The sequence below is a fragment of the Janibacter sp. HTCC2649 genome, from assembly GCF_000152705.1.
In the GTDB taxonomy this organism is placed as follows: domain Bacteria; phylum Actinomycetota; class Actinomycetes; order Actinomycetales; family Dermatophilaceae; genus Knoellia.
The window spans coordinates 2,964,418-2,977,547 of the sequence record NZ_CH672413.1 but is presented as its reverse complement, the minus strand read 5'-3'; the positions used below and the strand labels follow the sequence as shown (position 1 = coordinate 2,977,547).

The 13,130-nt window shown below is 69.6% G+C and carries 14 protein-coding genes; 2 read left to right on the top strand and 12 right to left on the bottom strand.

All coding sequences use genetic code 11. The features are described from left to right. Positions 1–15: 15 nt before the first annotated feature. The 12 genes from JNB_RS14175 to JNB_RS14120 form a co-directional block, all read right to left on the bottom strand. Positions 16–420: a DUF6855 family protein gene (locus tag JNB_RS14175; RefSeq protein WP_009777183.1), complete on the bottom strand. Its 405-nt coding sequence runs from the start codon at positions 418–420 to the stop codon at positions 16–18. Between the two features lie 12 nt (positions 421–432). Beyond that, positions 433–846, bottom strand: coding sequence for an MmcQ/YjbR family DNA-binding protein (locus tag JNB_RS14170; protein ID WP_009777182.1), 414 nt, complete (start codon positions 844–846; stop codon positions 433–435). Continuing rightward, positions 846–1,550, bottom strand: a complete 705-nt coding sequence (locus JNB_RS14165) for a DUF2461 domain-containing protein (RefSeq protein WP_009777181.1) — start codon at positions 1,548–1,550, stop codon at positions 846–848. Before JNB_RS14165 ends, JNB_RS14170 begins: the two co-directional genes overlap by 1 nt. Then, complete coding sequence (locus JNB_RS14160) at positions 1,519–3,003, bottom strand: LLM class flavin-dependent oxidoreductase (RefSeq protein ID WP_009777180.1); 1,485 nt, start codon at positions 3,001–3,003, stop codon at positions 1,519–1,521. Before JNB_RS14160 ends, JNB_RS14165 begins: the two co-directional genes overlap by 32 nt. A gap of 4 nt (positions 3,004–3,007) precedes the next feature. Beyond that, positions 3,008–3,574 carry an NADPH-dependent FMN reductase gene (locus tag JNB_RS14155; RefSeq protein ID WP_009777179.1) on the bottom strand — a complete coding sequence of 189 codons (567 nt, stop codon included), beginning with the start codon at positions 3,572–3,574 and terminating at the stop codon, positions 3,008–3,010. A gap of 26 nt (positions 3,575–3,600) precedes the next feature. Next, positions 3,601–4,152 carry a dienelactone hydrolase family protein gene (locus JNB_RS14150; protein ID WP_009777178.1) on the bottom strand — a complete coding sequence of 184 codons (552 nt, stop codon included), beginning with the start codon at positions 4,150–4,152 and terminating at the stop codon, positions 3,601–3,603. After that, a complete protein-coding gene (locus JNB_RS14145; protein ID WP_009777177.1) occupies positions 4,152–5,492 on the bottom strand; it encodes a HAMP domain-containing sensor histidine kinase in 1,341 nt (446 codons plus the stop codon). Before JNB_RS14145 ends, JNB_RS14150 begins: the two co-directional genes overlap by 1 nt. Beyond that, complete coding sequence (locus tag JNB_RS14140) at positions 5,485–6,225, bottom strand: response regulator transcription factor (protein WP_009777176.1); 741 nt, start codon at positions 6,223–6,225, stop codon at positions 5,485–5,487. Before JNB_RS14140 ends, JNB_RS14145 begins: the two co-directional genes overlap by 8 nt. A gap of 49 nt (positions 6,226–6,274) precedes the next feature. Next, on the bottom strand, positions 6,275–6,640 hold the full coding sequence (locus JNB_RS14135; protein ID WP_009777175.1) for a hypothetical protein: 366 nt from the start codon (positions 6,638–6,640) through the stop codon (positions 6,275–6,277). After that, the gene (locus JNB_RS14130; RefSeq protein WP_009777174.1) at positions 6,640–8,448 is read right to left on the bottom strand and encodes an Ig-like domain-containing protein; all 1,809 of its coding nucleotides are present in this window, start codon (positions 8,446–8,448) and stop codon (positions 6,640–6,642) included. Before JNB_RS14130 ends, JNB_RS14135 begins: the two co-directional genes overlap by 1 nt. Before the next feature lie 86 nt (positions 8,449–8,534). Continuing rightward, positions 8,535–9,095 carry a signal peptidase I gene (locus JNB_RS14125; RefSeq protein WP_237700660.1) on the bottom strand — a complete coding sequence of 187 codons (561 nt, stop codon included), beginning with the start codon at positions 9,093–9,095 and terminating at the stop codon, positions 8,535–8,537. A 14-nt stretch (positions 9,096–9,109) separates the two neighbouring features. Further along, positions 9,110–9,646: a TasA family protein gene (locus tag JNB_RS14120; protein ID WP_009777172.1), complete on the bottom strand. Its 537-nt coding sequence runs from the start codon at positions 9,644–9,646 to the stop codon at positions 9,110–9,112. Between the two features lie 305 nt (positions 9,647–9,951). Between JNB_RS14120 and JNB_RS21565 the strand changes: the two genes are divergently transcribed. Next, entirely contained in the window at positions 9,952–10,104 is a 153-nt protein-coding gene (locus JNB_RS21565) for a hypothetical protein (RefSeq protein WP_009777171.1), read from the top strand. Between the two features lie 65 nt (positions 10,105–10,169). Continuing rightward, positions 10,170–13,088 carry a helix-turn-helix transcriptional regulator gene (locus tag JNB_RS22230; RefSeq protein ID WP_009777170.1) on the top strand — a complete coding sequence of 973 codons (2,919 nt, stop codon included), beginning with the start codon at positions 10,170–10,172 and terminating at the stop codon, positions 13,086–13,088. Positions 13,089–13,130 lie beyond the last annotated feature (42 nt).

Sequence of the window (13,130 nt, the reverse complement as noted above, 5' to 3'; positions counted from 1 at the left end):
ACGTTCGCCGGACCCTCAGAGGGCGCGGGCGCGGTTGTTGCGGGGGTGGTGCTCGAGCTCGATGAGTCCGAGCTCCTCGAGCAACGGCGGGACGTACATCCCGAAGCGACCTCGGTAGCCCTTGCGCAGGCCGTACCAACCGCCCACCGGGTTGTCCTGCGCCCGGCCCCATGCCTCGACGGTCCCGTCCTTGGCATCCTTCTTCTCGTCGGCCGCACCGAGGTCGACCCAGTCGCCGCGCTCCCTGAGCATCGCGTGGAGGTCCTCGATGGCGCTGAGGTGGTACGTGAGGGTCGTCGACCCGACCTGGCACACGAGTGCGGGCGGGTCACCGGCCTCATCGCGATACATCGTGTAGGCCGACGTCCCCGGTGCCGTCGTCAGCTCCCAGGGGGACTCCTTGGTTCCGTCGCCGCTCATGTCGGCAGTGTGTCAGTCGCCGAGGTGCTCGCGGACGAGTTTCTTCGGAGCACGCGAGGCCCAGGCGTCGGTGATGATCTCGACGAGCTCGTCCCGCCCGATCTCACCAAGCCGCGACAGCCGCACGAGCACCCCGTTGTGGTTGCGGAAGTGGTCGATGTCGAAGAACGGGTTGTCCGCCTCGACGAGGGCCTGCTTGGCGCCCATGTCGGGGGTGATGACGACGAGGAGGTCATCCCACATCTCCCCGGTCACGGGATCGACGGCGGTCTTGTGCGGCATCCGGTAGATGAGGAATCCCTTGCCACGCACCTTCCACGTCGGCCGGTCACCCCACGAGATCCCGAGCTCGGCTTCGGGCAGCGACGCGGCGATCTCGTCGACGTCACTGGCTCGAGCCTTCCGGGGCGCGCCGCGCGGGGCCATCAGAACCGTCCGGGCTTCTCGCTCGCCCCGACGTACTGCTCGCACCACTCGATGAGCGGCCGCATGGCGACCCAGTCCTCGCGCACCCGCTCGACGACCTCGTCGGACTCGAACCAGTCCGGGGTGCCGTGGTCCCGTGCCGCGGTGAGGGTCCGGTGGCGGAGCAGCTCGAGTCGCGGATGATCTGCCGGTATGCCGCGTGGCCGCGTCGCGAGCAGGTCACCTCCGATGTCAAAACCGCTGTCCAACAACGTGTCCACCAGGTCCACCAACTGCTGACCGGCCACATCGTTCTGGACGCTGGCACGGTAGCGAGCCACCTGGTCTGACTGCGAGGCATAGAAGCCGCCAGCGGTGCGCAACCCATCGGCACCGACCTGGACGTACCAGCCCATGGCCGACAACGTGGGGACGAAGAGGCCCTGGTGGGTCTTGTAGGGCGACTTGTCCTTGCTGAAGCGCACGTCGCGGTTGGGCCGGAACATCTTGGGCTCGCCGAACTCCTCGGTGAGCACGTCGCCAAGGTGAGCCAACGGCTCCTGGACGCTCACGGCATACCGGAGCTTGTTGGCGGCCCACCACTCGCGTGAGTTCGACTCCTCGAGCTCGCGATAGAACTCGACGGCGTCGAGCGGGATGCCTGGGACGTCGGCTGCGTCGGCAGGGCTCGGGTCAGCCGAATCCGTGGATGGCGAGCGGGTCATGGAGGGCCTCCTCTTCGTAGGACAGGTGGGTCAGGAGCGATTCGGTGAGCTGGTCGAGGGCGTCCGACAAGGCGTCGAGGGCACGTTGACCCTCGGAGCCGTAGCCGGGTTCGGCGACGAGCCCCACGAGCGCACGGTCGAGGGCGTCGAGCAGGCCGGCAATCACCGCGTGGTCATCCTCCAGTTTGGTGACCACCGGCTCCAGCGAAGGATCCGCGCGCAGGAGGTGCGGGAACATGCCGCGGTCCTCGTTGGTGTGGTGACCCGTGACGATCCGGCAGTAGGACTCGCAGTAGGCGCCGAGTGTCCAGTTGTTCTGGCGCATCGTCATCGTGTTGATGACGGAGCGGGCCTGGCCGACGCTCGTGTGACCCTCGCGCACCTGACGGACGATGTCGCGCACCTGGTCGAGCTCGGAGCGCAGGTAGTCGTGGACCTCGACGAGGTGCGCCGGGATGGCCAGCTGCGCGGCGGTGAAGGCCGAACTGGCCTGTGTCGCAACCGATTCACGCGCGGCCTCAGCCTGCGGCGACGTGGCCTCCGGCGCCTCGGACCCCACCCCCTTGGACGCGCCACCCTCGCGCTCGGCGGCGACCAGCTCACGCGTGAGCGGCACGACCTCGGCAGCGAAGCGCCGAAGGAAGTCGGGGTCGTCCGCGCCGACGATGAAGGTGCTCATCCCGATGCCCACGGCGAGGTCGGTGAGCTGCTCGGCCCAGTCCTGGGGCGTGCCTCGCAAGAGCCCGGACCCGGTGCCGAACTGGCCGAAGATGTTGTAGATCCGACGGATGTCCTGGGGGGCGCGTCCCGCGGCGACCGCGGCCTCGTCGAGCCGGGCGTTGAGGTCGGGCAGCGCAGGCGGATCGGCATAGCCCATCGACGGGACCCAGCCGTTCGCGAGCTGGCCGGTGATCCGGATCATCCGTGGCTTGTAGGCGCCGAGCCAGATGGGGATGTCGTGCGCCGGCGCCGGCCCGGGCCTGAGGCCGCGCGTCGAGTAGTGCTCGCCCTCGAACCGCCCCGGCTCCCCCGCCCAGAAGGACCGGATGATCGTGATCGCCTCGACGAGGGCATCGACCGCCTCCTTGGGCGACTTGCGCCCACCACCGGCCGCCTCGATCCCGTCCCAGAAGGCGCCGGCACCGAGCCCCAGCTCGACCCGCCCACCCGTGAGGACGTCGAGACTCGCGGCCGCCTTGGCGAGCACGACCGGCGGACGCAACGGCAGGTTCGCGACGTTGGTGGAGAGCCGGATCTGGCTCGTGCGGGCGCCGATCGCGCACAGCAGGGTCCACGTGTCGAGGTGCGCCGCCTGGTAGGGGTGGTCCTGGATGCTGACGTGATCGAGCCCGAGCACGTCGGCGAGCTGCGCGAGCTCAAGGATCTCGTGGTGCCGAGTCGCATCAGGGCTCGGGAAGATGCCGAACTCCAGGTCGAGGCCGTAGTCGGGCATGAGGTCAGTCTCGCAGCGTCCGCAGCGCCCCTGCCCAGCGCTCGACAGCGGTGAGCATCGCCTTGCGTTTGGCCGGCTGGTAGTCGCGCGGCGTCATCGCGCCCGACGGGTCCATGTCGTCGAACGTGGAGAGCTCCACCTGCGCGCGGACCACGGCGACCTGCAGCTCGTTGAGAGTCAGCTTGAGCTGTTCGGCAGCGCGAAAGCCGCCGCTGCTGCCGTAGCAGACGATGCCCGCGACCTTGTCGTTCCACTCGGCATAGACGAAGTCGAGGGCGTTCTTGAGCTGGCCGGGGATGCCGTGGTTGTACTCCGGCGTGACGAAGACGAACGCGTCGTAGCCCGCGACCTTCCTGGCCCAGGCCTGGGTGTGCGCCTGGGTGTAGTTGCCCGAGCTCGCCGGCTCCGGCTCGTCGAGGTTGGGCAGGTCCTGCGCGGCGAGGTCCACGAGGTCGTACGACGCGTCCTTGCGGTTGCGGGTCCCGGCCATGACCCACGCAGCGACAGTTGGACCGGACCGTTCGGGGCGTGAGGAAGCGATGACGACGGCGATCTTGAGGGGGGTGGACATGGCCCCAGTCTGTCCCGACAGTCAGCTCAGCGGAGGAAGAGGTCGATCCGGTCGAGGGTCACGGCCGTGGCCATCGCGTCGGCGTCGGAGCCGTCGAGGTCCGTGAAGAGGTGGCCGCGGCCGGGTGTGACGTGGTCCTCGAAGGCTGCCCCGCTGGCCGTGACGGCCTCGCCGAGCGCCATCACCTCGGCGGGTTCGATCCACGGATCCACGGCGTAGCGGTGCACCTGCACCGGCACGCCCGACCAGTCACCACGGGGAGCCCCTGCCGAGTGCAGGAGGATCGCCGCCTGCGCCTCGGGTCGCTTGGCCGCGAGTCGTTGCGCGAACCACGAGCCCAGGGAGAATCCCGCGAAGGCGGTGTCGGGCGGCAGGTCGGCGGCGAGGGCGCGGACGTGGTCGAAGTACTCGGGGTGGGCGTCACGGTGGGCGATGCCCTCGGCCTCGTCATCGAAGACGTGCCCCTCGTAGAAGTCGGGTGCCTCGACCTGGTGCCCCCGATCGCGCAGGCGCTCGGCGAAGTCCGACACTGCGGGTCGCAGGCCGAGAGCCGAGTGGAGCAGCAGGATCCGAGCCATCAGGGGCCACTCTGCCGGGCGGCCACATCAGGTGTCACGTCGGCTGTCCCATCGCGGGCGACGTCGACGGTCACGTGCGGGACCGTCCCGAGGATGACGTCATGGACTCCGGGCGCAGGGAGGATGAGCACGAACGTCGTCGTGGCCGCCTCGGCCAGCACGAGGTACCCGTCCAGCGAGGTGGCCAGCTGGGAGGCGATCGTCAGACCCAACCCGTGCCCGTCACTGTCCCGATCGCCCGTGCCGCGCTGGAAGACCTCGTCGCCGACGGTGCGCAGACCCTCGTCCGCGACAATCACGTGGAGGTAGCGACCGCGTTCGCGGGCTCCGGCGACGACACGTCCCGTGCCGTGGGCGCGCGCGTTCTCGAGCAGCACGTCGATGACCTGGACGACGGGACCAGGCACCACGTGAGCGAGGACCGGCTCCGTCGGGTCGTGGACGAGCACCCGACCGGAGTCCGCGTACTGCTGCTTCCAGCGGTCGACGGTGTCGCCGACGAGTTCGGACAGGTCGACGTCGACCGCGTCGCCCAGTCGCTGGCCCCGCGAGAGCTCGAGGATCTCGGTGATCGCGGCGTTCAACCGGTCGAGCTCCGACATGCTGCTGGTGAGCTCGGAGGCGACGGACGCAGGCGTCTCGGGCCACATCGAGAGGTCCTCGAGGGTCAACCGCAGCGAGGTGACGGGAGTGCGCAGCTGGTGGGACACGTTGGCGGCGAACTCGCGCTCGCGCTCCACGAGGCCGTCGAGCTTTGCCGACGCCCGCCGCAACGCCGCACCGATCCGCTCGGCCTCGGGAATCGCATAGTGCGGGAGCTCCACGTCGAACCGCCCCCGACCGAGGTGATCGGCGGCTTCGGCCAGCTCACCGAAGGGTCGTGCAAGGCGTCGGGCAAGCACGTACCCGATGCAGGCGGCCACCGCGACAAGGCCCAGACCGATGAGGATCAGGGGCAGCAGGGCCTTGGAGACGCGCTCATCGACCACGTCGCCCGACCGGGTGATCGTCACCGTGCCGCCTCCGGGCAGTGACCTCCTCTGGACGATGTCGTCCTCGCCCGTCGCCGGTGCTCCTGCGCGCACGACCGACGCGTCGGCGGCGACGTACTCGATGCTCTCGCCGGTGTTGAGCAGGCCCGCGAGGAAGTCGGAGGTCACGGGCGCCGCAGCGCTGTTGCGTTCGGTGATCACGACGGTGAGCAGGTTCGCCGACCGCGTGATCTTCGCGTTCTCCTGGGTGGTGACGAGATCCGCGAGCTGATAGGCGCGCGGGACGCCGTAGAGCGCGATCATCGTGATGGTCATCCCGACCAGTGCGGCAACGAGCCGATCACGCATGGGTCGCGTCCTCGAGGCGGAAGCCCACGCCGCGCACGGTGGTGACCTGAGCCGGCGCATCGGCCTCGTCGAGCTTCTGTCGCAGGCGCCCGATGGTGGCGTCCAGGGTCTTCGTCGAGCCGTACCAGTTCTCGTCCCACACCTCGCTGATCAGCCGATCGCGGCTGACCACGGCACCACGGGTGGCATCGAGCAGGGCAAGGACGTCGAACTCCTTCGACGTCGCTGCCACCTCTGTGCCACCGACCCAGATGCGCCGGGCCTGGACGTCGACCCGGAGGTCGTTGGTCACCTCGGCCGGCACCTCAGCGGGGGCCGGCCGGGCGGCTGAACCCGGGACCGTTCCAGTGCCGGCTCCTGCCCGGATGGCACTGCGCCGAAGCAGTGCCCGGGCTCGGGCGAGGAGCTCGGACAGGCCGAACGGTTTGGCGAGGTAGTCATCGGCACCCACATCCAGGCCGACGACCCGATCGAGTTCACCGTCGCGCGCGGTCAGGATGATGATGCCGCCCGTGAACCCCTCCTCACGAGCCCGACGGCACACGTCGAGTCCATCGACGTCCGGCAGTCCGAGGTCGAGCAGGAGCAGGTCGACCGAACCGGTCGACAGTCGCTCCAGGGCAGGGAGGCCCTCGGCGAGCCGCTCGACCTGATAGCCCTCACGTTCGAGAGTTCGGACCAAGGGAGCGGCAATCTTGTCGTCGTCCTCGACAAGGAGCACGTGGGCGACCATGTGCACACAGCGTACGGAGAGTTGCCCGACTTGGCGCGGCGAGGGGTCCTCACCCGCTCGGGCGACGAGCCCGCGCGTCGGCGAACAGCAGTGTCCCGATGGCGATTCCGAGCGCAAGGACGACCACGTGGAAGGGCGTCAGCGGCGTGACGGGACCACCCGGCATACCCAGGGTCAGACTGAGAACGGAGCCGATCAGGGTCGCGCCCACGGCCAGCACCACGACGAGATGCGACTCGAAGCAGTTGTGGATCCACATCTTCGTCGCGCCGAGAGCAGCCGCAGCGGCAACAGAGCCCTCCAGAACGATCGCGCCGGTCGACTCCGCGCGAAGGGCCTGGCCGAGAAGCACCAGGGCGAGGAGCCAGGTCGCGACGGCGGCCCACCGCGAGGCACGCGTTCGCGTGCGCGGCATCAGAAGTCCCTGTCGGACGTGCCGGTCTCGGTGACCGAAGCGATGGAGCAGGCCCGCCCTTGGAGGTCCGTCACGGCGGCCGACGGAGACCAGATCATGGCCGCCACAGAGCTGACGGTGCGCAGGTAGCTGCTCGACCCCGACGAGAACGTCCCGAGGCGAAGGGTCACCGTGGACCGCATGACACCGCCGCTCGTCGTGACCGTCGCTGCCGTCATCGTGGCGTTGAACTGCACCGTGCGCCCCGTCTTCGCGTAGTCCTGGCGCAGGTTGAGGGAGCCGAGGTTCACCGCGGTCGTGCCGGAGAGGACGTCGAGGGTGTCGTCGGTGGCGGTCTTGGACAGCAGGCTCCCGTCGCGCAGCCTCACGGTGACGGCCTTGCTCGCGCCGGTCCATCCGGCGACGACCTTGGTGAGGTCGATCTGGCCGCTGTAGGTGAAGGTCACGGTGTCACCGGCCTCGACCCGGCCGATCGCCGAGCCACCGTTGGCGCTCTGGACGTCGACACCTCGCAGGGGCGCGTTGTCCACCCGCTGCGCGCTGACGACGGGTGAGGTCGTGGTGGCACCGACCGCATCGGTCATGACTGCGCGAAGGTCATAGAGGCCGTCGACGACCGCCGTGGTGTTCCAGGTGCAGGCGTAGGGGGCCGAGGTGTCGGTGCAGAGGTCGGTCCACGTGCTCGTCCCCGTGGGTGCCGACTGGATCCGGACCGAGGCCACCCCCGCGGTCGAGCTCGCGGTGGCTCCGACGCTGACCGTGCCGGTCAACGAGGCGGGCGCGTCGACCGTGATCGACGCGATGGTGTTGTCGACCGAGCGAGTGCCCGTGGGGACCGAGACGGTGCTGTTGCCGGCAGCATCAGTGGCGACGGCGCGGAAGGAGTAGGCGCCGTCGGGCAGCGATGACGTGGCGACCCGGCAGCTCCAGGGCTCCTGGGTGATGGTGCACAGCTGGGTCCACGTGCCGCCATTGAGGGACGACTGGATGACGACCTGGCTGACACCTGAGTTCGCGTCGGATGCCGTCGCCGTGAAGGTCTTGTTGCCACTGAGCGGAGTGCCCGGGTCGAGCATGGTCACCGTGGGGCTGATGTTGTCGACCATGACGGCGTCGACCACGGCGGACAGGGTCGTCGTGGCACCGGCGGTGAGCACGGCGCGCAGGTCGTACTCGCCGGCGACGATGCTCGCGGTGTTCCAGCTGCAGGCGTAGGGGCTGGTGAGGCCGGTGCAGATGGTCTTCCAGCTCGTGGTGCCGGTGGCGGCGTACTCGAGCCGCACGGTGTGGGTGAGCGACCCGGCGTTGTAGACGGTGGTGGTGAGCGGGACAGTGCCGCGCACGGCGTCGCCCGGCGAGGCCAGGACGACGAAGAGCTTGTTGGCCACGGTCGTGCGCACAACCTCAGAGGTCGACTCGTAGCCGGCCGAGTCGCTCGCGCGGGCGCGCAGTGAGTGCACCCCGTCGACGAGAGCGCGGGTGTCCCAGGCACAGGCGTAGGGCGCGACGGTGTCGGTGCAGACGACCGTCCAGTCGCTGCCGCCCGGGGGGAGCTGCTCGAGCGTGACCGAGGCGATGGCCGACTCGCCGTCGGTCGCCGTCACGTTGATCGTGGGGATGTCCTTGACCGTGCTGCCGGGACTCACGACCGCGACGCTGGGCGGCGTCCAGTCGGCGGCCGCGCTCACGGAGCCGGTGGCCTGGGTGCGCGCGGTGAAGGAGGCCGAGGAGAAGGTCGGGAAGGCGAAGCCCAGCATGCCGAGGAGGAGGACCAGCGAGAGGAGCTGCAGGGAGCGAAAGTTCCTCATGTGGTCCTCCTCCTCGGTGTCTGTGGCTGAGTCGACGGGTGCTTGCGCGGGCGCGGGTCAGCGGGTCGTTCGCCGTGGTCCCAACGCTAGAGAGCGGCGGGCTGCTGTTGTTCCACAGAAGTGCCCCAGGACTTCCCCGGTTTGCTACGACGTGGGCGCAGCGCCATCACGAGGTCCCGCAGAGCGATGAGTGCGATGAGGCCGGCCGGGATGCCGACGACGAGCAAACGCACCTGCGGATCGGCCAGACCGACGAAGACATAACCGACCCAGGGCACGGCGTGCTCGACGACCGGCTGGGTGCCCGAGGTGAGGCTGAACACCCACGGGTCCGGGTCCGGGTTGGCGTCGCCCTGCGTGTGCAGGATCGACGTCCCCCCGGCACCCGGGCCGATCGCGATGATGCGGTGCGTGACCAAGGTGCTGACGCCACTGTCCGGTGGCGGCAGGTAGGTGATGACGTCACCCACGGCGAGATCCGCGACGGGCACCGCCTTCTCGAAGGCGATCGATCCCTTGTCGATGGACCCCGTCATCGAACCGCCGGTGATGACGTAGCGCTCGTAGCCGAGCAGACCCGGAACGATGTATGCCGCGCACCCGACCGTGACGACGAGCAGGAGCACGCTGCTGGTCAGCCGCAACACCCGCCGCACGATGGTCACTGGTTGGTGGTGGTGCCGGCCAGCTGCACGGAGTCCCAGGCGTAGACGGCGCTGGCGGTCTTGCCCTGCTCGGTGTTGGTGGCGTCCTGGTCGAGCGTGACGGTGAAGCGGAACTCGTTGGTCGCGGCCGGGGCGATCTCGCCGAGGCTGGTCTTGGCGCCGTCGACGAGGCCACCAAAGTTGCCCGAGTAGACCTGCGCGCCGGTCGTGACGTTGGTGACGACGAGCTTGAGGAGGCCATCACCGAACGCGTTGGACGAGGTGGTCTCGGTCAGGCCGAACGCGGCCGGGAGGGAGCCCGTGTTCTTGATCGTCAGGGTGCCGTTGAGGGTGTCGCCCGGCTTGACGTTGGTGAGGTTGAAGATCGCCGCACCATTCTTGGAGTTCGTGTGCTCGAGCGAACCCGAGGTCACGGCGCTGATGGTGTTGCCCGTGGTCGAGCTGAACGTGGCACCCGAGCCCACGGCGATGGCGCCGGCCACGAGCAGCGTGGCGAGAGGGACGAGAACCTTCTGGGTACGAGTGACGCTCATGTCTGTTGCTCCTGGAGTGTGGGGCCATCCGCTGCGTTGCCGATGGGCCGTGGTTGTTGTTGAAAACGCTATGAGGCGGCGTTCCACAGGACGTCCACACGAGATCCCCCGGATCTCCCCGGTTCGGAACTGTTCACCACGGTTCGGAACTGGGTGCCCACACCTGAGGTAGGCAGAGGCGACCGCCTGAGGTAGCCGCCAGGCACGAAATACGGCACCTGACCGATGTGGCCCGCTACCTCACCCGACGACTGTTGACCTGTCGGCACGAGCCGACAACCACAGCACCAGTCGGAAGGCACACCATGAACCCCTCGTTCATCACCCCCGAAGCCGTCCACGCCGAGATGCTCGCTCGCTACGGACAGTTCACGCAGACGCACGAGCGCCCCGGATCCTCGCTCCACGTCATCCGCAGGGTCCGGGCTCGCGTCCAGGCCGCACGCAACGCCCGCTGAGTCGGGTGTCCATCGCAGTGGAGCCCGCGCCACGGGAAGGCCTCGAGTCGTCAATACTTCGACTCATGACCTTCCCCGCCCGCGAGCTCGTCGGACGTGATGCCGACCTCTCCCGGATCGCCGAGATCATGGACCTCGACGCTCCTCGTGGGGTCGGCATCGTCGTGTCCGGGGACGCGGGGATCGGGAAGTCGAGCCTGCTCGCCCGGGTGGGCGCCGACGCCGAGGCCGCGCACTGGAACGTCGCCTGGGGGCATTGCGTGGGGCAGTCCGGCAGCGGCGTCGCCTACCTCCCCTTCACCGAGCTCCTCGCCCGCCTCGAGATCCTCGCGCCCGAGGCCATCGACCAGGTCGTCGCCACGCGACCCGCCCTCGCCGTGCTCCTGCCCGGTCGACGCGACGCCGGCGCAACCCACTCCCCCGGCCAGGTAGCCGAGAGCGTCCACGCCCTCCTGACCGCCGTCGGCGAGATCGCCCCGCTGCTCGTCATCATCGAGGACGCACACTGGGCCGACCCGTCGTCGCGCGACCTCATGACACTGCTGCTGACGCGAGGGTTCGCCTCGCCCGTCGCGCTCGTCATCACCTACCGCTCCGATGACCTCCACCGCCGCCACCCGCTCCACGAGACCCTCGCCGTGTGGGCGCGCATCGCAGGCGTCGAGCGCCACGACCTGCAACCGTTGGACGACACCGCCATTCGCGAGATCGTCAGCGCGAGCGAGGGTTCGACCGCGGCGCCCATCCCGGACCGCACCGTCGGCGAGATCGCTCGTCGGGCCGAGGGCAACCCGTTCTTCGCCGAGGAGCTCACCGCGAGCGCCGTCTCGGGTCGGCCGATGACGGGTGGCCTGGGGCGAGTCCTCGGGGCGCGGGTCGAGCAGCTCAACGGCCCAGCCCAACAGGTCGTCCGGACGATGGCGATCGCCGGCCGCACCGTCGGCCACGACCTCCTCCAACAGGTGACCGGGCTCCCCGAGGCCGAGCTCGAGGCCGCCGTCGCCAACGCCGTCGAGCACCACGTCATCGAGGCCCGCTGGCCACCGGCCTACGCCTTCCGCCACGCCCTGCTCGGCGAGACGATCACCGACGACCTCCTTCCGGGAGAGAGGCTTCGCCTCCACCGTGCGTATGCCGGTGCGCTGGCTTCCGATCCCACGCTCGGCCGCGCGTCCGAGCTGGCTCGCCACGCCGCCGCCGCCGGCGACCTCACCACGGCCGTTCGCGCGGCTCGGGAGGCAGCCCGTTCCGCCCTGTCCATGGGCGGACCGGTCAACGCGCTGCAGCACCTCGAACATGCCCTGGGATGGTTGCCCGAGGACTCCGAGGACCGCGACCAGGTGAGCCTCGAGGCCTCCGAAGCGGCCCTCACCGCGGGCGACATCGTCCGCTCGGTGCAGCTGCTCCGGGACCGCATCGAGCACCCCGGACCCGGGCAGACGCCTGCGATCCGGGCGCGCCTGCTCGCGACGTGCGCCAACCGCCTCCGCCTCATCGACCTCACCTTCGCCGACACCGGGCCCGGCATGACGGCCGAAGCCATGGCGATCGTCCCGGACGAGGACAGCGAGGTTCGACTCTTCGTCCTCACCGCGCACCTGCAGCAGCTCGTCGACACCCGCCACTACACCGAGGCGTCGGCCCTGGGCGAGGGGGCCGTCGCTCTCGCCGAGCGCCTCGACCTGCCGACCGCGCTCACCGAGGTCCGAACGGTCCTGTCCCGCGTCATCGAGATCCACGACGACCTCGATGCCCTCGAGGTGCACATCACCCAGCTGCTCAAGGACCTCGGTGACCGGCCCGACCCGCTGCGGATCCGCCTCCACCACCAGGCCGCGACCATGCACCACCGCCGGGGTCGTCTCGACCAGGCGCTCGCGGCCTACGACCGGGGCGCTGCACTGGCGCGCGAGATGCACCTCGACTGGGCCCCCTGGGCGATGGAGTCGAGACTCATCGGTGGGCTCACGGCATACGAGATCGGTGACTGGGACGGAGCGCAGCGACGGCTCGTCGTCAAGGACTCCGTTCTGGCGCAACCGGGTCGGGCCTTCTTCGACGCCTCAGCGATGCTCGTGCGCGCCAGCCGCGGTGAGCCGATCAACGAGTCCGAGGTCACCGCCATCCGGGACTGGTGGCACGTCGACGGACTGGCCACGGTGCTGCTCGTCATGCCCGCGGTCGAGCACTACGGCAACCATGGCGACGTCGCCCGGGCACTCGACATCACCGAGGACGCGGTCGACTTCCTCGACCGGACCTGGGGACGGTTCCACGCCGTCGTCCGCCTGGCCGCACTCGTCGCCGGACAGGTGGGGACGCATGCACCGACCCTGGACCGCACGCTGCTCGGCCGCGCCAACACTGACCTCGATGCGATGACCAGCAAGGTCCACAACATCGTCGCGGAGCCGCAGAAGGGGGTGCGCGAACCCACGACGGAGCAGATCGAAGAGACCAACACCGAGACATGGGCGTGGGACCTCCGACTGCGAGCGGAGCTGCTGCGGTTGCAGTGGCGCACCAACGACGTGGAACCGCCGACCACCGAGGCCATGGTGCAGGCGTGGCAGGAGTCGGTGGCGGCGTTCGAGCGCTACGGCCACGTCTACGAGACAGCGCGCTCGCGAGCCCGCCTCGCCGCAGCCCTCAGGGCATCCGGTGATGCAGCGGGGTCACGACACGAGGCCGAACTGGCGCGTGCGGTCGCCACCCGTCTCGGCGCAGCCCCCCTCCTCGCCGAGCTCGACGATCTCACCGCACCCTCCGCGGCGACCGCCGCCTCGCCCGACCACCTGACGCGTCGTGAGCAGGAGGTCCTTGAGCTCGTCGCGCGCGGCCTGAGCAACGGTCAGGTCGGGCAGCAGCTGTTCATCTCGACGAAGACGGCGAGCGTCCACGTGTCGCGGATCCTGGCCAAGCTGGGCGCGGCCTCACGCACGCAGGCTGCTGCGATCGCCCGAGACCGAGGCCTCGTCCCCTGAGCACCGACCACAATCGCCCAATAGGGCACGTTTGGTCACCGC

Excerpts from the sequence above, each read along its gene's own strand:
- JNB_RS14175 (WP_009777183.1), bottom strand. The coding sequence starts at position 420 with ATGAGCGGCGACGGAACCAAGGAGTCCCCCTGGGAGCTGACGACGGCA.
- JNB_RS14170 (WP_009777182.1), bottom strand. The coding sequence starts at position 846 with ATGGCCCCGCGCGGCGCGCCCCGGAAGGCTCGAGCCAGTGACGTCGAC.
- JNB_RS14165 (WP_009777181.1), bottom strand. The coding sequence starts at position 1,550 with ATGACCCGCTCGCCATCCACGGATTCGGCTGACCCGAGCCCTGCCGAC.
- JNB_RS14160 (WP_009777180.1), bottom strand. The coding sequence starts at position 3,003 with ATGCCCGACTACGGCCTCGACCTGGAGTTCGGCATCTTCCCGAGCCCT.
- JNB_RS14155 (WP_009777179.1), bottom strand. The coding sequence starts at position 3,574 with ATGTCCACCCCCCTCAAGATCGCCGTCGTCATCGCTTCCTCACGCCCC.
- JNB_RS14150 (WP_009777178.1), bottom strand. The coding sequence starts at position 4,152 with ATGGCTCGGATCCTGCTGCTCCACTCGGCTCTCGGCCTGCGACCCGCA.
- JNB_RS14145 (WP_009777177.1), bottom strand. The coding sequence starts at position 5,492 with ATGCGTGATCGGCTCGTTGCCGCACTGGTCGGGATGACCATCACGATG.
- JNB_RS14140 (WP_009777176.1), bottom strand. The coding sequence starts at position 6,225 with ATGGTCGCCCACGTGCTCCTTGTCGAGGACGACGACAAGATTGCCGCT.
- JNB_RS14135 (WP_009777175.1), bottom strand. The coding sequence starts at position 6,640 with ATGCCGCGCACGCGAACGCGTGCCTCGCGGTGGGCCGCCGTCGCGACC.
- JNB_RS14130 (WP_009777174.1), bottom strand. The coding sequence starts at position 8,448 with ATGAGGAACTTTCGCTCCCTGCAGCTCCTCTCGCTGGTCCTCCTCCTC.
- JNB_RS14120 (WP_009777172.1), bottom strand. The coding sequence starts at position 9,646 with ATGAGCGTCACTCGTACCCAGAAGGTTCTCGTCCCTCTCGCCACGCTG.
- JNB_RS21565 (WP_009777171.1), top strand. The coding sequence starts at position 9,952 with ATGAACCCCTCGTTCATCACCCCCGAAGCCGTCCACGCCGAGATGCTC.
- JNB_RS22230 (WP_009777170.1), top strand. The coding sequence starts at position 10,170 with ATGACCTTCCCCGCCCGCGAGCTCGTCGGACGTGATGCCGACCTCTCC.